Source organism: Helicobacter pylori Shi112 (genome assembly GCF_000277405.1).
Taxonomy (GTDB): Bacteria; Campylobacterota; Campylobacteria; order Campylobacterales; family Helicobacteraceae; genus Helicobacter; species Helicobacter pylori_C.
Window position 1 is genome coordinate 722,238 of record NC_017741.1, and the last position, 23,207, is coordinate 745,444.

16 protein-coding genes and 2 pseudogenes are annotated in these 23,207 nt (G+C 37.8%); 2 read left to right on the forward strand and 16 right to left on the reverse strand.

Annotated elements, in window-relative coordinates; translation table 11 throughout:
* Positions 1-40: 40 nt before the first annotated feature.
* Together HPSH112_RS03545 and HPSH112_RS03550 are read left to right on the forward strand one after the other, a co-directional pair.
* Positions 41-808, forward strand: a complete 768-nt coding sequence (locus HPSH112_RS03545) for a sulfite exporter TauE/SafE family protein (protein ID WP_000356009.1) — start codon at positions 41-43, stop codon at positions 806-808.
* A 3-nt stretch (positions 809-811) separates the two neighbouring features.
* The gene (locus HPSH112_RS03550; protein WP_000244844.1) at positions 812-1,318 is read left to right on the forward strand and encodes a methylated-DNA--[protein]-cysteine S-methyltransferase; all 507 of its coding nucleotides are present in this window, start codon (positions 812-814) and stop codon (positions 1,316-1,318) included.
* Between the two features lie 62 nt (positions 1,319-1,380).
* Here HPSH112_RS03550 and xerH read toward each other — a convergent pair whose 3' ends face one another.
* The 16 genes and pseudogenes from xerH to HPSH112_RS03635 all read right to left on the reverse strand — a co-directional run bounded on the left by xerH (position 1,381) and on the right by HPSH112_RS03635 (position 23,204).
* The gene (gene xerH, locus HPSH112_RS03555) at positions 1,381-2,448 is read right to left on the reverse strand and encodes a tyrosine recombinase XerH (protein ID WP_000682415.1); all 1,068 of its coding nucleotides are present in this window, start codon (positions 2,446-2,448) and stop codon (positions 1,381-1,383) included.
* 477 nt (positions 2,449-2,925) lie between these two features.
* Positions 2,926-3,957: pseudogene (locus tag HPSH112_RS08935) on the reverse strand (hypothetical protein); the annotation flags it as partial.
* A 316-nt stretch (positions 3,958-4,273) separates the two neighbouring features.
* Complete coding sequence (locus HPSH112_RS03570) at positions 4,274-5,446, reverse strand: pyridoxal phosphate-dependent aminotransferase (RefSeq protein WP_001147053.1); 1,173 nt, start codon at positions 5,444-5,446, stop codon at positions 4,274-4,276.
* A gap of 158 nt (positions 5,447-5,604) precedes the next feature.
* Positions 5,605-6,417 carry an outer membrane protein gene (locus HPSH112_RS03575; RefSeq protein WP_000715000.1) on the reverse strand — a complete coding sequence of 271 codons (813 nt, stop codon included), beginning with the start codon at positions 6,415-6,417 and terminating at the stop codon, positions 5,605-5,607.
* 121 nt (positions 6,418-6,538) lie between these two features.
* Positions 6,539-7,888 carry a HEPN domain-containing protein gene (locus HPSH112_RS03580; protein WP_000562048.1) on the reverse strand — a complete coding sequence of 450 codons (1,350 nt, stop codon included), beginning with the start codon at positions 7,886-7,888 and terminating at the stop codon, positions 6,539-6,541.
* Positions 7,885-12,706: pseudogene (locus tag HPSH112_RS03585) on the reverse strand (type ISP restriction/modification enzyme). Before HPSH112_RS03585 ends, HPSH112_RS03580 begins: the two are co-directional and overlap by 4 nt.
* Positions 12,707-12,783: 77 nt before the next feature.
* Entirely contained in the window at positions 12,784-14,073 is a 1,290-nt protein-coding gene (locus HPSH112_RS03590; RefSeq protein ID WP_001004819.1) for a (Fe-S)-binding protein, read from the reverse strand.
* Positions 14,070-15,443 (reverse strand): oxygen-independent coproporphyrinogen III oxidase, encoded by a 1,374-nt coding sequence (gene hemN / locus HPSH112_RS03595; RefSeq protein ID WP_001193131.1) that lies wholly within the window; start codon positions 15,441-15,443, stop codon positions 14,070-14,072. Before hemN ends, HPSH112_RS03590 begins: the two co-directional genes overlap by 4 nt.
* Positions 15,443-15,958 (reverse strand): DUF2603 domain-containing protein, encoded by a 516-nt coding sequence (locus HPSH112_RS03600; RefSeq protein ID WP_000413468.1) that lies wholly within the window; start codon positions 15,956-15,958, stop codon positions 15,443-15,445. The genes hemN and HPSH112_RS03600 overlap by 1 nt, the downstream gene beginning before the upstream one ends.
* Positions 15,959-15,995: 37 nt before the next feature.
* Positions 15,996-17,093, reverse strand: a complete 1,098-nt coding sequence (gene aroC / locus HPSH112_RS03605; protein WP_001094045.1) for a chorismate synthase — start codon at positions 17,091-17,093, stop codon at positions 15,996-15,998.
* Positions 17,090-17,809, reverse strand: a complete 720-nt coding sequence (gene rnc / locus HPSH112_RS03610; RefSeq protein ID WP_000792203.1) for a ribonuclease III — start codon at positions 17,807-17,809, stop codon at positions 17,090-17,092. Before rnc ends, aroC begins: the two co-directional genes overlap by 4 nt.
* Positions 17,784-18,248: a ribonuclease HI gene (rnhA, locus tag HPSH112_RS03615; RefSeq protein ID WP_001155441.1), complete on the reverse strand. Its 465-nt coding sequence runs from the start codon at positions 18,246-18,248 to the stop codon at positions 17,784-17,786. Before rnhA ends, rnc begins: the two co-directional genes overlap by 26 nt.
* The gene (locus HPSH112_RS03620) at positions 18,235-19,251 is read right to left on the reverse strand and encodes a hypothetical protein (RefSeq protein WP_001163513.1); all 1,017 of its coding nucleotides are present in this window, start codon (positions 19,249-19,251) and stop codon (positions 18,235-18,237) included. The genes rnhA and HPSH112_RS03620 overlap by 14 nt, the downstream gene beginning before the upstream one ends.
* A 10-nt stretch (positions 19,252-19,261) precedes the next feature.
* Positions 19,262-20,482 carry a SurA N-terminal domain-containing protein gene (locus HPSH112_RS03625; RefSeq protein ID WP_001225945.1) on the reverse strand — a complete coding sequence of 407 codons (1,221 nt, stop codon included), beginning with the start codon at positions 20,480-20,482 and terminating at the stop codon, positions 19,262-19,264.
* Complete coding sequence (gatB, locus tag HPSH112_RS03630) at positions 20,482-21,906, reverse strand: Asp-tRNA(Asn)/Glu-tRNA(Gln) amidotransferase subunit GatB (RefSeq protein ID WP_014534234.1); 1,425 nt, start codon at positions 21,904-21,906, stop codon at positions 20,482-20,484. The genes HPSH112_RS03625 and gatB overlap by 1 nt, the downstream gene beginning before the upstream one ends.
* Positions 21,906-23,204: a M16 family metallopeptidase gene (locus tag HPSH112_RS03635; RefSeq protein WP_000721996.1), complete on the reverse strand. Its 1,299-nt coding sequence runs from the start codon at positions 23,202-23,204 to the stop codon at positions 21,906-21,908. The genes gatB and HPSH112_RS03635 overlap by 1 nt, the downstream gene beginning before the upstream one ends.
* Positions 23,205-23,207 lie beyond the last annotated feature (3 nt).

Below are 23,207 nucleotides of genomic sequence, written 5' to 3' on the forward strand. Positions count from 1 at the left end.
AATTTTTTTTAAGAGGGTTTTTACTTTTTTAAGGGTTTGTATGGATATTTATGCGTTATACATAGCGATAGGGCTTTTTACTGGTATTCTATCAGGGATTTTTGGCATTGGTGGGGGGATGATCATTGTCCCTATCATGCTCGCAACCGGGCATTCTTTTGAAGAATCCATTGGGATTTCCATTTTGCAAATGGCGCTTTCATCGTTCGTTGGCTCTGTTTTGAACTTTAAAAAAAAATCGCTTGATTTTTCTTTAGGCTTGTTGATAGGGGCAGGGGGGCTGATAGGGGCGAGTTTTAGCGGATTCATTTTAAAAATCGTTTCCAGTAAAATTTTAATGGTAATTTTTGCGCTTTTAGTCGTGTATTCTATGATCCAATTTGTTTTAAAACCCAAAAAAAAAGATTTTATAGCAGATACCAAACGCTACCATTTGCAAGGTTTAAAATTATTCTTAATTGGCGCGCTCACTGGGTTTTTTGCTATCACTTTAGGGATTGGTGGGGGGATGCTCATGGTGCCTTTGATGCATTATTTTTTAGGGTATGATTCTAAAAAATGCGTGGCGCTAGGGTTATTTTTCATCTTGTTTTCTTCTATTTCAGGAGCTTTTTCTTTAATCTATCATCACATTATCAATAAAGAAGTGCTTTTAGCAGGGGCGATTGTGGGATTAGGCTCTGTTATGGGCGTGAGCATTGGGATTAAATGGATCATGGGGCTTTTGAATGAAAAAATGCATAAAGCTTTGATTTTGGGGGTGTATGGTTTGTCGCTATTGATTGTTTTATACAAACTCTTTTTTTAATTGATGGTTTTATACCACTACTATTTTAAGACCCCTAAGAGTTTCCCTTTAGAGTATTTGCATTTGTGCGCTAATGAGAGCCATTTATTAAGATTGGATTTTGATGCGACCAATTTTTCTCATAACACCCCTATGAATACCCCATTAAAACTCAGCGTTCAAGCCTTGGAGCGTTATTTCTTGGGACAACTTTTTGAATTTAATGCGCCTTTAGATTTGATAGGGACTTTTTTTCAAAAACAAGTTTGGTCTGCGTTAATGACTATCCCTTATGGCAAGACAAAAAGTTACGATGAAATCGCAAAGCTCATTAATAACCCTAGATCTTGCAGAGCTATTGGCAACGCTAATCGCAATAACCCTATTTCTTTGATCGTGCCTTGTCATAGAGTGGTGCGTAAAAATGGCGCTTTAGGGGGGTATAATGGGGGCATAGAAGTCAAAAAGTGGCTGTTAGAATTTGAAAGCAAAATTTTAAACCAGCAAGCTAAAAACTCTTTAATTTCTTAAAAAATGGGGTTTTGGTTATTTTATGGTAAAAATCATTTTTTTAAGGGAGTAGGGGGGTGTTTTTACTTTTCTTCCCAAATGCCCGCCGCTTCTTCTAAACGCTGCTTATCAAAATGCGTGTAAATCCTACTGGTATTCAAGCTCGCATGCCCTAGAGCTTCTTGAACTAAAATCAAATCATGGCGTTTTTGATAAAGCAAGGTTGCAAAAGAATGCCTTAACATGTGCGCCCCGTTTTTTTCCCTTCTCAGACCCGCAAAATTGATGATGCGCTCCACTTGTTTATACAAATACGCTTGCGTTAAAGCGCTGCCTTTTTGATTGCAAAACAATAAATCATTTTTAACGGGATACAATTCCCTTTCCATAAGCCATTCTTTTAAAAGGCTCTCAATGTGGAAAGCTTTGAGCATCACCGCTCTGTATTTGTCGCCCTTACCTTTAATCAAAATCGTATAACAGCCATTTTCTAAAGTAAAATCCTTTATTTTAAGCTGTAAGGCTTCGTTAGAACGCATGCCCGTAAAAACGATGATTTTAATGAGAAGGCGGTTTCTGGCACGCACTTTAGCAGACATTTCTATTTTATCAATGCCCTCTAAAAATTTTTCTAATTCTTCATTATTTAAGTGAGTAGGGAGCTTGTTGCCCGCGCTTTGATTGACTCCGCTGATATTTTTAAGCGTGATATTGTAAATATAAGATTTTTCATTTTCATCTTGATTTTGCTTGTCTATGTAGCTAAAAAGCCCGAGTAGGGCGATCCTGTAATTTTTCTTAGTGGCTAAACTCAAACCCCCGGTATAAACGCTCAAAAATTCAGCGAGCAGCACTTCATCAATGCTTTTGAGCGATTTTAAAGAAATCTTTTTTGTGTATTCATAAAATTTGAGTAGGGGTAATGCGTAGGTGTTGATCCCGAGTAATCCGGCGTTACGGGCTTTTTTACAAACTTTTTCTAAGTGGCTTGCACTGCACGCTTGATTGAGTTCGTTCAAGCATTCAAAAACCTTGTTTTGGTCTTTCACTTGGGAATTAGACAAGCTTGTGCATTTGTAACGCAAAAAGCGCCCAATCCATAGCAAAAGATTTTCTATAGGATCTTTTAATTCTTCTAGGGGGTGCTTCATTATTTGGGTTTAGTCATCTATTAAGCGCAGATCAATGATATAAGAGCCTTCAGAAATGTGATACACTAAAGAACCTTGGCTATAATTATTATAGGGAGACAGCATATATTCAACAAGCCGATCAACATTCTCTAGATCCAACGCCTCTCTAGGCACTTCAATAACCAACTGACTTGACTCTTTCAATAAAGGATTACCAATATCAAAGATAAAATGGAATGTGTTATCAAGCAAATTATACTTAATATCGTTTATTAGAGCGTAATCGAGAGCCACTCCCTCTTTTTGATTGATAGCGTTAGTAATAATGTCTGATAATGGAAATGCTTGAGTTTTTAATTTTCCCAATAAATCCTGAAGATTTAAATCATTGATGGTTTTATCGTTTTTTAATAAAAATGAATTTTCATCATCAATACACCCACAGATAGTTCTTATTAATCCATTGAATATGTTTTTTTTAGTGTTAGGCAACTCATCATTTTCTAAAACTTTTCTAGGCACTTTAATAACTAATTGAGAAGGGTTACCAACATCAAAGATAAAACAAAACGCACTATCAAGCACATTATACTGGATGTCATCTATTTGAGCATGATCGAGTGCGACTCTCTTTTTTTGGTTGATAGCATTGATAATATCTATAAATAATCGTTCCTTTAAATTCTTTAAACCATCAGGAGTGATAAAACAATAAGCTAGCATTTAGATCGAACGCATTAGAGATAATCTTTTTACCAATTATCTTACCACTTTTTAAACCTTCAGCAATTTCATTGATCTTGCGGTTTTGTTCAGAGTCTACTCTATAATTACGAAAAGAAGGATTTATCTTAATTTCTTCATTCACTTGCTCTTTTATTTTGGCTATCCTTTTGCAAATTTAATTGGTGGCAAAAAAGATAAAATTTTTCCATTGGGGCTTTTTGAATTTTTAAAGTTTGTAAGAAATTGTGGTATTTCATTAGGGGTTTTTGGTATATTCTCTGAAAATTCAAGCAATACCTCTCTGAAATCAGAAACATTACCAATCAATTCAATTTTGTGTGTGTTTGCGTTTTCACAATAGAAAATACCCGTTAGCTCAAACCCTAACTTTTCTTTCAATCCTAACAAGTATTGCTTTAAATTGAATGGTCTATCGTTCTCGTCGTTATCAAATAATGTTACATTTGGCTTGTTTTGGAACACAAAACAGCTTTTTAGATTATCTAAAATTAAATAGTCCTCAATTGTAATTGGGTAGTCAATAAACCAGTTACTCTCATCATCACAAAAGCATGATTTTAACTTTTTGGTTTTATCGTCAATATCAATAGGGTTGTCAGAGTTGCCAGCGATGAAGATAATCCCAAAAGGCAATCCGTAATTAATTTTTTTATGAAAATTAAATTCAATTTCCTTGTTCTTTAAATTTGTAAGAAGTTGTAAATCACCATTGAAAGTGTCTTTGACTGTGCCTAAAACTTCTCCAAACACTCCTCTAAAATCATTAGCAGAGCTCACCAATTCTATATTATAAGTGCCTTTTTTATCGCAAATAGCGTTTTCACAATACCAAATATCTCTACTATTGAAATTTTTGGCTAACACTAACAAGTAGTTTTTTAAATTGAATATTGTATCTGAATCGCTCTTATGCTTTAAAATTGATCTTAATTCCTCGGTTTTGTCGCCAGTGATAAAGATAACCCCAAATCTTACTGCCATATTTTTCCTTTTAAAAATTCATTTAGTTATGAAAACTGCACTTTTCAAACTTTTAAATCTAACCATTATACCACTAACTACAATATAAAATCCCCCCTTTTAAAATAAGATTCTTTTATCCTTTTGATTTGACAAAGCGAGCGATGCGTTCCATCCCCTTTTCAATCTGTTCTTCTGAGCATGCAAAAGACAAACGCACATAGCCTTCCAATCCAAAAGCCTTTCCAGGCACTAACGCCACGCCTTCTTTTTCCAATAATTCATGGCAAAATCGCATCGAATCCCCCCCACAAAGACCGCCAATGTTGATAAAAAGATAAAACGCCCCATCAGGTTTTAAAGCGTTCAGCCCCTCAATCGCATTGATTTTTGCGTGGGCTAAATGACAGCGCTTCTCAAAAGCCTGACGCATCGTTTCAATTTCTTTATCCACCAACCCCTCAAGCGCCACGATAGAAGCCATTTGCGTGATAGAATTGATATTGGAAGTGCATTGGCTTTGCAAGTTATTCATCAATTTGACTAATTTTTTATCCTTGCTCGCCGCATAGCCCATACGCCAGCCTGTCATCGCTACCGACTTGCTCAAGCCGTTAATGGTAATGGTGCGTTTTTTCATCTCTTCACTCACCGCCGCACAAGAAACAAACTCCCCCTTATAAACAAGCTTTTCATAAATTTCATCGCTAAGCACCCAAATTGGAGTGTCTTTTAAAACTTCGCCTAAAGCCTCTAACTCCGCCTTACTATAAAGCATGCCGGTAGGGTTTGATGGGGTGGTGAGAATGAGCATTTTTGTTTTGGGGGTTAAGGCGTCTTTAAGCTGCTTGGGGGTGATTTTAAAATGGCTTTTTTCATCGGTTTGAATGAATTTGCTCACCCCACCGCTGTATTTCACAAGCTCAGGGTAAGTTACCCAAAAAGGCACAGGGATAATCACTTCATCGCCCTCCCCTATTAAGGCTTGAATCGCATTGAACAAGCTTTGCTTAGCGCCATTGCTCACTAGAATTTCATTCGGTTCGTAATCCAAGTTGTTTTCTTTTTTCAATTTATGAGCGATCGCTTTTAATAATTCAGGGATTCCGGCTACTGGAGTGTATTTGGTGAAGCCGTCATTTAGGGCTTTTATAGCCGCATCTTTAATCGCTTGCGGGGTGTCAAAATCAGGCTCGCCCGCTGAAAAACTTAAAATATCTTTTCCTTGCGATTTCAATTCTTTAGCGAGTGTGCTAATAGCGATCGTTGTGGATTCTGAAAGGGATTGGATTTTAGAGGAATAGGGCATGCTTAATCCTTGTTAAATTTTTAAACTATCATAACATGATCAAAAAGATTTTAATTCTAATTTTCAAAAAACTTTCAAAAATGTTTCAAAAGAAAGCGGGAGATTTTGTAAGAAAACTCTAATTGAAAATCCAATTAGAGAAAAACAAGCGTTTTAAATCAGAAATTGTAACGATACCCCACATAAAGGCTGTATTGACGGCGGTAAGTGAAGCTCAAATTCCCATGGTTAAAATAATAAACATTGATAGTAGGAATTTTCACGCCAAAGTCAAATTCTTGATGTCGGCCAATATGGGTGCGAATCCCTAAATTAAAAAGGAATTGGAAAATCGCCGGATCAAGGCTATAGGAGGTGTGCTTATAAGGGCTTTTAGTTTCCAAAAAGGCCCCTGTCGTATTCCCCCAAGAGTTACCCGCGATTTGAACCCCAAAAAAGAATCCAAAACTCGCATCCTCTTTATTGATGACATTGTATAAAGTGTCAATACCCACACCATAAGTGAACATGTCAGACAGATTGCCCATTGTCCCTACTTTGGTCGCGCATGGCTGGTGAAGCTCACACACCCCACCATTATCTGATGTCAAAGCGTTCGCTCCAAACACGGCATGCCCATAGTCCATGAAGCCGTAATAGCGTGCACCAAACCATCTCTTTTCCCCGAAAAACTGCTTATAACCCACAGTAAGTCCTAAGCCTTGCATAACGGCTAGATAGTCGGTTTTACCCACAGGGAACTTAGGATAGTTAAATTCACTGCTTTTGGGGGGGTTTTTAACGCTTTGCGAAGCCTGACCGACTTGATAGCTAATCCCCAAATACCAAGCGTTTTTCTCGCCTTTCACTGCTTTATACTCTTTTGGCTTTTCCAATTGTTTTTGCACTTCTGTGCTGCCTTCTGCTGCCAAAAGACTATTACCTAACACTACCGATAAACAGAGCGTTTTAAACACTACAAACTTTTTCATACAACATTTTTCCTTCTAAAAGTCTACATTTCGTATAATAATAACATAATAATCTATAAAAAACCTAAATTCTTAAGAAAAACACCCCTAAAACTTAAAATTTTAAATTTTCTTGGGGGTTTTAGCGGTTTTGCTTGGTGATTTTTTCTGTTTTTGGGGGGTTTCTTAATTTAACTTTGTTAAGAAAACTATCATTGTTTATAATGAAACCACTTAATCCTATCTCACCAAAGAAATATTCAATGACAATTTGCTTGAAATCTATAAAAGCATGACTAATGTCTGTAGCTTTGTTTGTATCAAGCTCTAAATCTTTTCCGTGTGCTAGAGAGTTACGGCAGTCAACAATCTGTTCGATTAGATCTTCTTGACATTTATCATTAAAATAATTTTTCGTTTGATCGCATTTTGTCCTAGATAATGAAATTTTAAAAAATTCAGAGAGTTTTACACGGAGTGGTGTTCGTTTTGATTTCTTTAAAAAACTTTCAATCATGCTAATCAGTACAAACATGTCTGAATACAAGTGAATAATTGGATCTTTTTTATTGACAATGTCTAAAATACTTTCAAGTTGGAAACCTTTATTTTTAATACAAAAATCAATCCATTTTTCAAGTATTACAGAAAAATTATCTATCCGTTGGAAATCTATAGCAATCCCATAAGGATCTATCTGCATGGACTTTTTATCTTTTTTGTAAGTGTTTCTTATTGCTGTAATGTCTTTATTAGAAAGCTTAAATTGGATATAGTCAATTTGGATGTCAAAATTAGAATGAGCATAAATCAAAATAAAAAAGTTTTTAATTGCTTCAGCAATAAGCTCTAATTTTTCAAGGGTTTCAAAAATCATATTGCATTCCAAAAATAAATCACATTGATAAGTTAATAAACGATTCTGTCTTTTAGAAAACAATGTATTAGATCTTGCTTTCACCTTGTCTTTTTCATATTTTTGGGACAAAAAACCATTTTGAATATAAAATGATTGTAAGATAAAATTCTTATCGTTATCCCCATGATAACTTTCACACCCACTTTCATCTGCTTTAAATAATGCATCAGGTAGCAAATGCTTCTTGGTTGTAAAAAAGCTTTCTAAATAATTTGTCCTGCAAACAAAACATTCGCCCTTAATTTTGTTTGGATCAACATGATCATCAAACAGCCATTCATAATAAAGTGTGATTGGTACAGGATACCCTAAAACATGACCTAAAATAATGCGATTATAAGGCTTGTAAAGAGTGTATCTTTTTTTGTTATCCACAATATAGAGCGTTTGGTATTGCAAAGAGTGGATCTCTTTAATTTCTCCTGAAACCATAAAAGAAAAAGAAATTTTGTTTTCTTGATACGAAAACACTCCCGGAATGTATTGCTCATTTTGTGGATTGGTTTGTGGATTTTTTAAAAAAGCAAGACATTGCCCTTCAAAATATTCCACACCCCCAAGCGATGCGATCACTCAAACCTCTTTTCGCTGATTTTTTCTATCAAATCCACGCTTTTTTCAGAGAGTTTGATGACCCTACAAAGGAGTTCAAAAACATATTTGCCGCCGGCGTAATCGTTCGGGTTGTTTTCAATCAAGCTGTCTTTATCCTTAGTCTTTTTATAGCGTTCGATCACCCAGTCAATCGCGCTTTTGCCATTCACCACATAGTCAAAGGCTTTTTTAGGGATTTTAGTGATAGCGATATGGTTGTTATAATGGATGCGATCCCCTTTTTTGGTCATTGTTTCCACATCATAATAACCCTCTTGTTCTGCGTTCATTAGCGTTTTGTATTCAACGCTTGCGTGCATTTCCCCACTCTCATAGTTAAGGTGCAACTTCGCTAATTCTTTACCAAGATTAGAGAGCTCTTTAAAATCCTTACTCAAACCGATGCGCGGATCTTCTTTGGTTAGGGAATTTTTGTATTTTTCTAAATAGCCTTTATGGTGGAAAATCGCATAAATGTAATAAAAAATCTCTTCTTCAGCGATAGAGTTATCTTCATAATGCTTCCTAAAGAGGTTGAACGCATAGCCGCTGATCGCATAATGGCGATTCCTTAAATCATCGTAATAATACAAAGGGTAAGCTTGGTTGGGTGAAATCAAACCATAATCAGAAATAAAATCGCTTACAAGAGCGCTAAAATTCTTACCATTACCCACACCAGTATTGATCACCACATTCTGAGCGTCTTTATTCGGGAAAATTTTTGAAAATTCTCCTTGTCTGTTTATCCAATCCTTATCCCAATAAAGCCATTGTTTATTAAAGGGGCGATACAAACTAACAGAGATTTTTTCTTGTGAAAAATCATCAAGTTTTTTCCCTTTTATCAGTTGCATTTTAAGATTTTGAACCCAAGCGATTTTCGTTTTATCGGTGGTGATTTCTTTGAGGTGTTTGTAAAGATCGCGTGATTTGACGCCTTTGGCGCGTTGTTTGAAAGCTTCCCTAAAAGATTCGTTAAAGCGCTTCAAATCAGCGTTATAAGTGTCAATGCATTTTTGCACCGAATGCATTAAAGCGTTTGGAGAAAAGTTATACACCCAAGGATCACGGCCAGTGGATACCCCTAACGAATTGGTGTCAAAAACGCTAGGGTTTTGGCGTTTTTTATCTCTTTTTAAAGGGATGAGTTTTTCAAAAGCGTCATTCCTTTGGTTGATCCAATCGCCTTTATTATTCGGGGTGATGGTTTCAAAAGCGATTGCGTCTAGGTTGGTGAAGTGAGCGAGCCGATTGAGTTTTTCTTCTCTTTTCAAATAATCCCCAATATCGTAGTAATGGATCGTGCTATTTTTCACGCTTGCGTCTTTGACAAAAAAGATAATCGCTATCGTCGCCCTTGATCCGCTATCAAAGATTTTCCCTCCCTCTTTTTTAAAAGTCTCCCCTGAAGTCCTAGCATTCCCCCTTAAATTCAACACATAAAGATGCGCAAATTCTTGCGCCACGCATTTCCTGAATCCGTCCGCGCTTTTAGAGTCAATAAAACTCCCATTCACCACAAAGCCTAGCACCCCCCTATCTTTAAGAAGTTCGCTTGCCATGTAGATGCTTTGAATGAGCGTGTCTCGTGTGGTTGCCCCCACTTTGGCGGTGGAATTTTTGCCGTATTTTTCATAAACCCTTTTTTCAAGCTTGGGGTGTGAAAGGTTTTGGTTGTTGTCGTTTTCAGATTTTGAGCCGGCTGAATAAGGCGGGTTGCCTATGATGACTCTAATGTTTCGTTTTTCTATGGTGGATTTGATTTCTTTGTTTTCTTTCAAATCTTCAAAGATTGGCAACACTCCCTTATCGTTTTTTTCCTCATAAATATCCAGGCTGTCCGTGAGCGCGATATTTTTGAAATTTTTTAACGAACTATCCCTACTTTGCGCGGCTTGGGTGATATTGATTAAAGCGATATAATAGGCTAAAAGCACGATGTCAAAAGCGAATAAATGGTTTAAAAACTTCTCTTTTAAGGCTTCGTCGCTAATGAGCTCATTTTCTTTAGAAAGCAAACGAGCGATAAAACTCCCGGTTCCGGTGAAAGGATCAAAAATCGTGATGTTTTTATCGTTAAAATCCGTATTGAAATGCTTTTTCAAAATGCCGTCAGTGGCTCTTAAAATGAAATCCACCACCTCTATAGGCGTATAAACGATTCCTAGTTTTTCGCTTTGTTTTCTAAAGGCTTCTTTAAAGAAAGTGTTGTAGAGGTTTTTAATGAGTTCTTGTTGGCTTTTTTGGCTTTTGGCGTGCATGGCTTCTGTTTTCACGCTTTCATAGAGGTTTTTAAGATCTTTAGTTTCTCCTTGTAATCCCAGAGTGGAGAGTTTTTCTACCATTTTATCCAGCGCTTTAGAGATAGGGTTTTTGATATTGTCCCCAAAAATCGCATCAAAAATGGGCTTAGTGATGATATGAGAGATGATCATATCTAAGGCTTCATCTTCTTTGATGCTTTGGTGGATATTGCCTCTTAAAGAATCCAAAAAGCCGTGGAAAATTTCAGGGTTTTTTTCAAAAATATCTTTCAAGCGATTGTTCAAGGTTCTTGCGATATTGCCCGTTTTTTTGGCGAAATTTTCCCAATAGTTCCTGTCCCCTAATTTAGTGGGCATGACATTATACACAGCGTTTGCTAGATCTTGCAATAAGATAGCGTCAAAAAGGGTTTTTTGGGCTTGTTTGGGATCTTGCTTTGTTGTATCTTTTTTTGGCTCTCCATCGTCTTGATTGGTTTCATCATTGTCATCGCTTCCAAAGACTTTGATTTTTTCTTTAAAAGTGGCTTCATCAACCAGGCTTGGGTCATGGCTTCTTAAGGCTTTTATCACTTTCCAAATGTTTTTGAAATTGGTGTTATTGACAGCTTCATCCAGGTTTTGGATTTCACTCTCTTCTAAAGCGATAGGCAAAATGATATAGCCTCTTTTCTTGTGTTTGGCTTTTTCGCATCACCCTACCCACCGCTTGGATAATATCCACCATAGCGCTTTTGCCATCAAAAAAGACAATGCTATCTAACGCCGGGACATCCACCCCTTCGCTCAAACACCTAGCGTTACTTAAAACCTTGCAAGTGTTAGGCTTGAATTCATTGAGTTCTTCTAATTTTTCAAGCCTAACCTTACAATTCATGGTGCCATCAATGTGATCGATGCTGATGGTTAGGTTTTTAAAACTCTTTTTCTTAAGCTCTTCATTGTAGCATTCCATAATCGTTTCAAAAGATTCTTTAATATGCTTGCTCGTGTTAATGCTTTTACAAAAGCTTATGGCTCTTTGAGAGGGAGTGGTGTCGTTTTTGTTTTGCAAGTCGTAATCTTTTTTGTTTTCATCATCTAAAGCGATTAAATCCTGCTTGGCCAACCCTTTATGAGTGCCAATAATCTTACAAACAAATTCGTTATTGATGAGCTTTTTATCCAGTTTAGTGCCTTCGGCTTCAAGCCGACTGATCTTTTGATTCACGCTGTTAGTAACGCCACTTAAATTTTCTTTTCGCACCGCTAAAATCATGACTTTGTAGTCTGTGAGAAGATCTAAAGCGATCGCTCTTTCAAAATTGAGCGTATAGATTTCTTCGCCAAAAATCTGTGCATCGTCCATAGAATAGATGGCATTATCGCTCTCTTTGGCTTTAGCTTTAGAGCTTTCGCTATAAACTTTAGGCGTGGCGGTCATATAAAGGCGTTTTTTCGCTTTGATATGTTCATCGCTATGGCAAAGCGTGAAAGCGTTTTTATCGTCCCTTTCATTACTAGAATACATAGCCCCTACCGTTCTGTGGGCTTCATCGCAAATGATGAGATCCATTTCGCCCAAACCCACTTCTTGCGCTTCTTGGATGCGCAACGCGCTTTGATAAGTTGAAAAGATGATGAAGCGCTTGTTTTCTTTTTGCGCTTTTTTTTGAACGCTTAAAATGTCTTCAAGGCGAGTGGAGGGCTTTAAGGGGAGCTCAGAAAAATTAATATCATCGGTGTCATCATCGTTTTTATTTTTCTTACCTTTCCCGACTTTATCATCGCTGCACACGATAGAAGCGTAAAAAGGCTCGCTTTTTTCTTGCGCGTATTCTCTAAAAGTTTGAGAAAGCAAAGCGATGCTTGGCGCTAAAAAAAGCGTGATTTTGGGCTCTAAAGCTTCCATGATTTTTAAAGAAGTGTAGGTTTTGCCTGTCCCGCATGCCATAATGAGCTTGCCTCTAGTGTTTTTAGGGTCAGAAAAATACTCTTTGGTGGCTTTTATCGCTTCTATTTGGTGAGGGCGTGGCTTTTTCTTATCGCATAAGGGGAGTTCGCCTTGAGTTTGCATAGGATCAAACTTTTCCCAATCAATCTGAGAATAGATAAAATCCTCTTCAGTGATTTCAACAATATCAATTCCTTTGCTTCTTCTGATTTGTTCAATTTCGTTAAGAGCGGCTGAGGTTAAATTAGAAGTGGAGATGATGATCCCTTTTTTAAACCTAACCTCTTTTACCCCGCTTTGCAATTTGAGTAAAAAAGTTGAAAGGTCGTTCAATGAGACGCTGTCTTGGTGGAATTTGCATTGCACGGCGATGTGTTCTTTTGAAGTCGTTGTAATCACCATATCAATCCCACAATCGCGTTTATTCCCCCTTAATTCCCAATCGCTCCAAAGCTTAATAGACTCGTATTCGTTAGCGCTGTCATGCTCTATTAAAAAACGCCTAGAAACTTTTTCAAACCAGCTCCCTTTAAGGCGTTGGTTAGGTATGGCTTGCAATTTTTCTTTGATGAGTTTGTAGGTGCTGATTTCTGACATTTTTCATTCCTTAAATAGTGGCGTTAAAGTTCTGTATTATATAAAAAGATATTAGAAAGTGGGGTTAAAAAGGCTTTTTATTCAGCGCTTTTTAAAGCTTTAGCGATGAGTTCTAAAGGGTGCGAAAATTGCGGGGTGTTAGGGTCGTCTAAAGACTTTAAGGCGTTGTTTAATTGCATGTGGCATGCCCCGCATTCAGCGCTTAAAATTTCAGCTTTAGTGTCCATGATTTCTTTAGCCCTAAGAAGCCCTACTTTTAAAGAAAATCCCGCCTTTTCTGTTTGCATCGTAATCCCCCCAAAACCGCAACAATTATCCGGCATTTCTTTAATTTCATAATGCGAATTGAGTAAGTTGCGCACTTCCTTATGAGCGTTTAGGGTTTTTTTGGCATGGCAAGGGTTATGATAGGTGATAGTCTCTTTTTTTCCCTTAGGGATTTTTTCTAAAAGATGTTTTAAAGGGGTGTGTTTCTCTAAAAACACGCTCGCCAGATAGATTTTAGGCGTGATTTTTTCCAAGCGCTTCAAATACAAATCCTTATCCTTTTCGCCTAAAAACACCTTGTAATAATCGTTGATAAGCATGCTAGCGCATGTGGCTTCAGGCACAATGATCGCATCCACTTCATCTAAATAGCTTTCAAACCATTCTATGTTTTTTTTCACTAAAAAAAGCGTGGTGTCTTTATCGCCGGTAAAATACGCCGGCGCTGAGCAGCATTCTTGCTTAGGGATGATCGCTTGAATGTTGAGTTTTTCTAAAATATACAACAAGCTTTCCCCCACTTGTTGGTAATGGTAATTGCTCAAGCACCCTATAAAAACCGCCACTTTTTGAATGGGGTTTTCTAAAGGCTTCATTTCTGCATGCTTTTGTAAAAAACTTTTTTGATTTAAGGGGGGCAGAGCGCTTTTTTTAAAGCGTTTGAATAAGCCTTTAAACGCCATTCTAGGCTCTAAACTATCCCCTACTTGCTTAAAAATACAAGGGGCTAAAAAATGCGCCACCGAAAACACCCTATCCATTTTTTTGCGGTTTTTTAAAAGGGAAAAATAGGATTTTTTATACCAAGCAATGCCGTATTTTTGAGCGATTTTTTCTCTGGCTTTTTCTATTAAAGTGTCTATGGGCAAATGAAAAGGGCAAATTTCCACGCAAGCGGTGCATAAAAAACAAGTTTCTAAAAGGTGTTTTAAATTCGTGTCTAATTTAAGCTTGTTTTGAGCGTTTAGGCGCATCAAATCTAAAAAGCCTCTAGGCGAAGTCGTTTCGTCTTTATGAATGCGGTATATGGTGCAACCTGGCACGCATTTAGCGCATTTAACGCAAGCGTCCCCTACTTCTTCAAAAATATTTTCATTCATAGCGTTTTACTGAAATGTTTTTCGCCCCCACGCAAATACGCGTCAAACTCTATAGCCATGTTTCTTACGAGCATGCCCCCTGTTTTGGTCATCTCAAAGCCTTTAGCGTTAAAAGAAAGCAAGCCCGCTTCTTCATAAGGCTTTAATTTTTCTAATTCTTTTTTAAAATGCGCTTTAAAATCAATAGAAAATTTTTCTTCAATATTAGAGTAATCCAATTTTAAATTACTCATCATTTGCATGATCACTTCTTTTCTCAATACATCTTCTTTGGTGAGCGCTACACCCCTTTCTACCGGTAAATGCCCCAAATCAAGGGCTTTTTCATAGTGGTGCAAGTCTTTATAATTTTGCGTGTAGTAATCGCTCCCTTCGCCAATGCTCGTAATGCCAATGCCAATGGTTTGAGTGAATTTCTTAGTGGTATAGCCTTGAAAATTACGACGCAACTCTGCTTTTTGAAGGGCTAGATACAATTCATTATCGCTTTTAGCGAAATGATCCATGCCTATCATTTGGTAATGGGCTTTTTCTAAAAAACTAATGAGGGATTCTAAAATCTCTAGCTTGTCTCTAGGGCTTGGCAATAAGGTTTCATCAATTTTACGCATCGTTTTTTTCACCCAAGGCACATGCGCGTAATTAAACACCGCTAACCGGTCCGGATCCAGTTTCAAAACCAATTCCAAAGTTTTTAAAAAACTCTCTTTAGTTTGGTTGGGTAAGCCATAAATCAAATCAAAATTAATGGATTTGATGCCGTAATCTCTGGCGAGTTTCACGGATTCTTGAACCATTTCAAAAGGCTGGATCCGATGAATGGCTTTTTGGACTTCAAAATCAAAATCTTGCACCCCAAAACTCAAGCGGTTAAACCCTCTATCAAACAAGGTTTGCATGTGTTCTTTAGTGAAATGCCTAGGGTCAATCTCGCAACTCATCTCAATATCTTGACTGAAATTAGGGAAAACTTCTTGAATGCTTTGGGTGATTTCATCTAATTGAATGGGCGAAAAAAAGGTCGGCGTGCCGCCTCCATAGTGGAATTGCACCACTTCTCTGTTGGTATCCATCGCGTTTTTTAAAAGAGCGAGTTCTTTTTTAAGGTAGCTGATATAGCGAGTTTTTTTCTCTTCTAAGCTTGTATAAATGACTGAACAAGCGCAAAAATAGCACGCGCTCCTGCAAAAGGGCAAATGCGTATAAAGCGATAAGGGCATGGGGTTTTTGAGATGGTCATGGTTAAAAAACGCCGTTTTCAAGCTCTCTTCATTAAAATTTTCTTTAAATTCCACCGCTGTTGGGTAGCTGGTGTATCGCGGCCCGGGCTTTGAATACTGGGAAAATTTTTCAAAATCAATGGTTTGCATTAAAAATTTTCCTCATCGCTGTTATCAAAATTTTCAAAATTATTCTCATTAAAAGGGGGTTGTTTGAACATGTTGTCAAAATTAAAAAATAAATTAGGGTGTTCTTTTTTGATTTGTTTGACAAAGTTTAAGGTGTTGATATTGGGCAAATTCCCGTCTTTTTGGCGTAAATTTTCTAACAATTGCAAGGAAACTTCGCGCACATCTTCAAAATCAATCGGCGCTTGGGTGATAATATCCCTTTCTAATTCCGCCCTAAGCCTGGCTTCAAAAGCCTTTCTGGCGTTCTCTGCCAAAAGAGAGATCACATTATCTGGCACTAAAACATAATTTTTATCTTCTTCATCAGAAATAAAGTAAGCTTCATTTTTTTTAAACGCCCCTTTTTCTAATTCTAAAAGCATTTCACTAGCGCTGATTTTTTTGAGAAAGGCTCTGTTTTTTTGGGTTGTTAAGCTATGGATAAGTTTTTGTGATTTGGTTTTAGAAACTCGTTTTTTAGGTAATTTTTCCACTTTATATCCTTTTTAAGCTGATTGTATCCAATTTCGTTTAATTCTCATTATAAATCGTTTTTAAATACTCTATTTTTGAAGTCAAATTGAGTAATACCATATCAGCCAACACCAATGAAAGCAAACTCTCGCACACCACACTCCCTCTAATCGCAATGCAAGGATCATGCCTGCCCTTTAACAAGCATTCGCATTCATTATTGTTAATATCTATGGTTTGTTGAGGTTGGAAAATACTTGGCGTGGGTTTGAAATGCGCTCTTATAATAATTTCTTCCCCATTGCTCATGCCCCCTAAAACCCCCCCGCTACGATTGCTCAAAAACCCCTTTTGATCCATTAAATCATTATACTCTGAGCCTTTTAGTAAAGAGCTTTCTACCCCCTTGCCTATTTCAACCGCTTTCACCCCGTTAAGCCCCATCATCGCTTCAGCGATTTTAGCGTCTAATTTAGCGTATAGCCCTTGACCTAAGCCAATGGGGAGCTTTTGATTTGTTTTTGCGCTCCTTGCTCTAATCAAAGCCACGCCCCCTATGCTATCGTGGTTTTTGATAGCGTTTTGAATGGTTGTTTTTTGCGCTTCTTCTTGTTCTTCATCTAGGGCAAAAATCTCGCTTTTTAAGGCGTGATTAAAATCATAATTTTTGGCTTTAATGCCCCCAATTTCTATGATCCCGCTTTCACAAACAATACCGATTTCTCTTAAAAGCATTTTAGCAAACGCCCCAGCAGCCACTCTTATAGCGCTCTCTCTGGCCGAACTCCTCCCCCCACCCCTAAAATCTCTGATGCCGTATTTATGAAAATAAGTGAAATCCGCATGGCTAGGCCTGAAAAGGTTTTTAATGTTATCATAATCCTTACTCCTAGCCCTTTGGTTGTGGATTAAAAACCCTATAGGCGTCCCTGTGCTAAAACCTTCAAAAACCCCGCTTGTTATTTCCACTTTATCGTCTTCTTTTCGTGGTGTAATGAAAACATTCCTCCCCCCTTGGCGGCGCTTCATTTCATTTTCTAATAGCGCATAGTCTATTTTAATCCCGCTAGGCATGCCGTCTAATACCCCCCCTATCACATCCCCATGCGATTCCCCAAAAGTCGTGAGCCTTAAAAAACGCCCCAAAGTGTTCATTTTGCTTCCTTAAGTTTTTGAAGCGCTTGATAAGCGCATTGCTGTTCGGCTTCTTTTTTGCTTTTGCCTTTAGCGGTCGCGTATATTTTATCTTGAATGTATAGAGCCATTTCAAATTCTTTATGGTGATCGGGGCCTTTTTCTTTGAGCAATTGGTAAGTGGGGATCACGCAAAATTGCGCTTGGGTTAATTCCTGTAAAGCGGTTTTATAGTCCATAAACAAATGCTCCAAATCCAAACGCTTGTAAGCGCGATTGAGTAAATTCTGTATGATTTTTTGCACCTTAGCTAACCCCGCTTCTAAATACACCCCAGCCATTAAAGCCTCAAAAGCGCTTGATAAAATAGAGGGTTTTTCTCTCCCATTAGAAATTTCTTCAGAAGAAGAAACGTGCAAATAATCTTGTAAAGCGATCACTTTCGCTAATTTAGTAAAACCATGCGCGCTCACAATAGAAGCCCTTAATTTAGAGAGTTTGCCCTCATCGTATTGATAGAATTTATGGTATAGCAACTCCCCTATCACCAAACCCAACACCGCATCGCCCAAAAATTCCAAGCGCTCATTGTTTAAAGCGAGCTTGCATGATTTATGCGTTAAGGCTTGCTCCAATAAACGCTTGTCTTTGAAAGAATACCCCAAAGCTTTTTCTAGCGTTGCATAAGGGCTATTAGGCGTTGCATAAGGGCTATTTTGAGAGCGTTTGTTTTTCATCGTTTTTCCCTTTGGTCGTTTTTACCCGTTTTTGCGCCTCTAATTTAGCGAGGCTATCGCATCGTTCATTCTCGGCATGCCCATTATGCCCCTTGATCCAAACAGCCATGATCAAATGCCCTTTAGAGACTTCTAAAAATTCTTTCCACAAATCCACATTTTTGACTTTAGAAAAATTCTTTTTTTGCCAGTTAGTTAGCCACACATTGATCGCTTGGCACACGTATTGCGAATCGCTATAAAGCGTGATATGGCATGGGCGTTTCAAAATTTTTAACGCTTCATTGAGTGCTCTTAATTCCATGCGGTTATTCGTGGTGAATGATTCGCCTCCACTGATGATTTTTTCTTTATCTTTATAGCGTAAAATCGCCGCATAACCGCCTGGCCCGGGATTGCCTAAAGAAGAGCCATCGCAAAAAATTTCAATCTCTTGCATCCAATCCACTCCCATAGCTTTCTTTAGAAATTTTAAGCACCATATCCATAAACGCTAACTGGTAACACACAGGACACCTATGGCTTTCAAAAGGAAAGATTTGTTTGCAATGCTTGCAGCGGTATTCAAAAGTCAGACTCGCTTTTATAGGGCTATTCAATAAAGCGCGTAAAACCTCTAATTCAAAAACTTGGCAAGGTTTGTTATCCAAAAGCAGCCCTTGAGATCGCGCGATGTCTTGCAAAATGGCATGTTTTTCTAAAATAAAAGCAGGGATATTCATATCCCATAAAAGATCGATCATATTTTCTAAACGCTCGGTCGCATCAATTTCTTGCCAAAAAAGATTTTCATCATGCGATTTTAAGTGATTTAGGGCGATTTTTTTCAAATCTAATGACGCTTTTGAAACATGCAAGATTTTAGCCGCATCTTCTTTATTCTCTATTAAATGCATGAGATAAAGGTAATTTTTAATCGTTTCAATTTCAGGCGTTTCTAATTCTTCCAAACATTCCAAAGTCTCTAAAGCCTTTGAATAATCTTTTTCTAATTCATACGCATGCAAAAGTTTCAACAACGCTTCCACATTCCTTGGGGAAAAGCGCAAAATTTCTTTCACGGTGTCTTTTGTTTTTTGCAAATACCCCACACTAAAATAATTTTTGGCTAATAAATCTAAAACAGTGATTTTTTCTTCATCTTTTAGGGGGCGATTCAAAAGCCCTTTTAAGATTTCAATACTCATTTGTACATCCGCTTTAGAATACGCTCTGGCTAAAAACATCAAACTAGAAATTTTAGCATGCTTTAAAAGCTCGCTTAAATTCTCACTGCCTGCATAAGCGTTTTGATTTTGGGCGAATTTTTGTAAAAATTTTTTGTTTTTCTTTTGAGTGAAATACGCCCTAGCCTGTTCTAATAAAATCACAAGAGCGATAATGAAAGTGAATAAAGCGATAGAAAATAAAGAATCTTTATAGAGGAAATTAAAGTGTTGCACAATCTAAAATTCACTCTCTAATCATCACAATCCTAGACTTAACGCGCAATTTTTCAAAATGCTCTTCTAAAATCTTATCTTTAGATTCTTCCACTAATTTTTGGGCGATGAATTGCTTGGCTTGACTGAAGCTCACTTCGTTTTTACCCTTTTTTTCCTTGATATAAAAGGTGATAAACTGCCCCCCACCCCCATTCATAACGGGCGTAAAAGAGCCTTGCTCATGCGAAATAAAGACTTGAGCGATTTGAGGGTTTAGGGTTTTCATCTCTATTTTTTCATTAGCCTTACTCACCCCTGGAATTTCCAAATTAGGGTTAGACATCGCCCTTTCTAAATCTTCTTGGTTGGTGGAAGTGTAGCGCACGGTTTCTATTTCAGTGGGGATACTGAATTGCTCCTTGTGTTTGTTGTAATATTCGCGCATTTTAGTTTCAGAGCTGGTATCCACATTCGTGAGTAAGATATTACGCAACAATTCTTGCATTTCTAAATGCTCCTTAAGCTGATTCCTATAGAGTTTATAATGCCCCTCAGCCATAAGCATTTGTTTGAAATGGTCTAAATCCATGCCTTGTTGTTGAGCCATCATCGCCATTTCTTGGTCTAGCTTGTCGTCATCTACATGGATTTTTAAGCGCTCAATTTCTTGGTTTTTAATGCGTTCAGCGATCAAACGATCCCTGGCTTGAGCTTTGCTCACTTTGGATTTCTCTTGCTCTTCTTGGATTTGATACAGCGTGATAGGCGAACCATTAACAAGCAAAGAAATGCCCCCTACGACCTTATCTTCAAGGGTGCTATTAGCAGCGTCATTAGGATTACCAAAAATGGAATTGAATTGAGAGTTAGGGGTTGCTTCTTTTTTTTCCGTGGTTTGAGTGGTTTTCTCTTTGGGTTTTATTGCGTTATTTTGATCGCTTTGGTTTTGAAAGGCTTTTTTGCTTCCTTTGATTTTAGGAGGCGTTATTTTTTGAGTGGGATTTTTGGCATCCCCATGATGGACTTCTGCTCTGGGCTTTCTTTTGGCTTTTATTTCTTTCTTTTCTTCGGCGTTTTTCTTTTCTTCTTTATTTTTCAGTTCTTTATTTTTTAACTCTTGGCGGATTTTTTTATCCAAAGAAGACTCTTGTTTCTTCCCTTCTAAGGCTTCTACTTTAGATTCAGGATCTGCATGAGCGATCCCAAAAAACAACAAAGCCTTCAAAACATAAGAAAAAATTTTCCTCATCAATCCAATTTCTCTTTCAAAATAGCATTCACCACGCTAGGATTAGCGCCTTTTAAATTTTTCATCGCCTGCCCCACAAAAAAACCAAAAAGCTTGTCCTTACCGCTTTTGTATTCAAGCACCTTATCAGCGTTGTTTTTAAGCACCTCTTCTATCACTTTAACAATCGTTTCTGTGTCATTGACTTGAGACAAGCCCATTTGTTCAATGAGCGCATCCACATCGCCCCCTTGCTCTTCTAAAAGCCTGTCTAACACATCTTTAGCGCTCTTGCCAGAAATCTTGCCCTCATCAATACGTTTGGCTAAAACGCCTAACATGTGAGCGCTAACTCCGCAATTTTCTAAAGTGATTTCGGCTTTCAAACGCCCTAATAATTCCACGCAAAGCCATGTTACGCTCGTTTTAGCCTTAACCCCAAGATCGAGCATGCTTTCAAAATACTCTGCCAATAAAGGATCGCTCGCCAATAAATTCGCATCGTCTTCTTTAATGTTAAAATCTTTCATGTAGCGGATTTTTTTCGCGCTAGGCAATTCATTGATCTTTTGAGCTTCTTTTAAAAGTTTTTCATCAATAAAAACAGGATACAAATCCGGATCTTTAAAATAGCGGTAATCCGCTGATTCTTCTTTATTGCGCATAGAAAGGGTGATCCCTTTATTAGTGTCAAAAAGGCGCGTTTCTTGAACCACTTCTTTATGATAACGCCCGCTTTCCCACGCCGCGCTTTGGCGCTCTATCTCGTATTCAATCGCTTTAGCGATGAATCTAAAGCTATTTAAGTTTTTAATCTCCACTCTCGTGTAAAGCTTTTCATCGCCTTTGGGTCTAATGGACACATTCGCATCGCACCTGAAATTCCCCTCTTGCATGTTCGCATCAGAAATCCCTATAAAACGCACGATAGCATGGAGCTTTTTCAAATACGCTATGGCTTCTTCACTATTTCGCATGTCCGGCTTACTGACAATTTCTAATAAAGGGGTGCAAGCGCGGTTCAAATCCACTAAAGAACAGCTGCCCTCATGGATATTTTTACCAGCGTCTTCTTCCATATGGGCTCTTTCAATACGCACGATTTTTGCGCCCTCTTTAGTGTCAATCTCTAATTTCCCATCGCTCACAATAGGGACTTCAAACTGCGAAATTTGATAAGCCTTAGGCAAATCAGGGTAAAAATAATTTTTCCTTGCAAAAATGGAATATTGGTTGATGTTGGCTTCAATGGCTGTGCCTAATTGGATGGCTTTTTTAACCACTTCTTTATTCAATACCGGCAAAGCTCCCGGTAAGCCCAAACACACAGGGCAAGTGTTAGAATTAGGGGATTCTCCAAAGCTTGTAGAGCAAGAGCAAAAGATTTTGGTTTTAGTGTTGAGTTGGACATGGACTTCTAGCCCGATTACAGCTTCAAATGGCATCATTTGTCCTTCTTTTTATTGCTCACAATGGCAAAAGTCAAGTCGTTGATTTCGGTATGGGCTTTAATGAAATCATTGATCTCTTTCAAACTCATTTTTTGGATTTGATCCAATAGCGTTTGGTTGAAATTTAAAGGCAAATCCAAATAAAAATAATTGTAAGTGGTGTTCAAGCGGCTAGAGATTGTTTCATTCCTTAAAGGCTCAGAGCCTAGTAAAAACTTTTTAGCGTCGTCTAATTCTTGTTGCGTCATGCCTTTTTCTATAAATTCTTTGACTATTTTTTTAACTAAGGCAACGCTTTTAGCTTGAGTGCTGAGCTTGGTTTGCAAATACCCGCTTGCAAAATGCGCTACTTTAGAAAAATTGGAGCGGATATACACGCTATAAGCCAAGCCCTCTTGAACCCTGATTTTTTCCATCAAACGAGAGCCAAACCCCCCTCCAAGCACAAACATCATGACTTTAGATTTCGCTAAATCCTGTTTTAAATCCTTGATTTTAAAGGGCGCGCCAAAATACACGAAAGCCTGTTCGGTGTCTTTATAGAGGATTTTTTCGCTCTTTTGATGGCTCGTTTCAAAATAAGGCTCTTCATACGCTTTACCTTGCGGCAAGAAATTAAGAGCGTTATCTAAACGCTTAAGGGTTTGATTGATTTTCAAATCGCCCCCAAGCACCACCACGAGTTTATTGAGTTCAAAAACCTTATCAAATTGCTGTTTCAAATCGTCTAGCTTGATTTTTTGAAGACTCTCTTTAGTGCCTAAGGCTGCGTTAGCTAAAGGGGTGTTAGCAAAAAGTTCTTGCTTTAAAGTCAATTTAGCCAGATAATCAAAATCGCTTTCTTTTTGTAAAAGCGCGGCTAACATTCTGGTTTTGACTTTTTCTAAAGCGCTTTGCGTGAAATTAGGGGATTTTAAAAGCTCTTTTAAGCGCATGATGGCTTCATCTTCGTATTCTTTTAAAAATTCTAAAGTGATTTGCAAATCTTCTGTGCTGGTATCCACATTCAAACTGATCGCTTTTTGCTCTAACGCTTGTGCAAATCCCACCGCGCCAAGCTCTTTAGTGCCTTCGTTTAAAACTTGCGCAAATAGTTTCGCCAAACCCAATTGGTTTTTATCGCTTAAGCTCCCACCCCCTCTAAAAGCTAAATGGATAAACCCCATAGGCAACAAATGGTTTTCTTCATAAATCACAGGGACTTTAGCTTGATTGATTTCTTGGTGTGTCAAAGCGCTCGCTTGTAACCCCATAAAAACTCCTAATAATAAAGTGATTAAAATTTTTTTCATGCT

What these genes read in the sequence shown, in the direction of transcription:
- hemN (WP_001193131.1), bottom strand. Translation starts at nt 15,443, where the DNA reads ATGCAAACCATTGATTTTGAAAAATTTTCCCAGTATTCAAAGCCCGGG.
- HPSH112_RS03550 (WP_000244844.1), top strand. Translation starts at nt 812, where the DNA reads ATGGTTTTATACCACTACTATTTTAAGACCCCTAAGAGTTTCCCTTTA.
- aroC (WP_001094045.1), bottom strand. Translation starts at nt 17,093, where the DNA reads ATGAACACTTTGGGGCGTTTTTTAAGGCTCACGACTTTTGGGGAATCG.
- HPSH112_RS03625 (WP_001225945.1), bottom strand. Translation starts at nt 20,482, where the DNA reads ATGAGGAAAATTTTTTCTTATGTTTTGAAGGCTTTGTTGTTTTTTGGG.
- HPSH112_RS03635 (WP_000721996.1), bottom strand. Translation starts at nt 23,204, where the DNA reads ATGAAAAAAATTTTAATCACTTTATTATTAGGAGTTTTTATGGGGTTA.
- xerH (WP_000682415.1), bottom strand. Translation starts at nt 2,448, where the DNA reads ATGAAGCACCCCCTAGAAGAATTAAAAGATCCTATAGAAAATCTTTTG.
- HPSH112_RS03590 (WP_001004819.1), bottom strand. Translation starts at nt 14,073, where the DNA reads ATGAATGAAAATATTTTTGAAGAAGTAGGGGACGCTTGCGTTAAATGC.
- gatB (WP_014534234.1), bottom strand. Translation starts at nt 21,906, where the DNA reads ATGCCATTTGAAGCTGTAATCGGGCTAGAAGTCCATGTCCAACTCAAC.
- HPSH112_RS03575 (WP_000715000.1), bottom strand. Translation starts at nt 6,417, where the DNA reads ATGAAAAAGTTTGTAGTGTTTAAAACGCTCTGTTTATCGGTAGTGTTA.
- HPSH112_RS03545 (WP_000356009.1), top strand. Translation starts at nt 41, where the DNA reads ATGGATATTTATGCGTTATACATAGCGATAGGGCTTTTTACTGGTATT.
- HPSH112_RS03570 (WP_001147053.1), bottom strand. Translation starts at nt 5,446, where the DNA reads ATGCCCTATTCCTCTAAAATCCAATCCCTTTCAGAATCCACAACGATC.
- rnhA (WP_001155441.1), bottom strand. Translation starts at nt 18,248, where the DNA reads ATGCAAGAGATTGAAATTTTTTGCGATGGCTCTTCTTTAGGCAATCCC.
- rnc (WP_000792203.1), bottom strand. Translation starts at nt 17,809, where the DNA reads ATGAAAAACAAACGCTCTCAAAATAGCCCTTATGCAACGCCTAATAGC.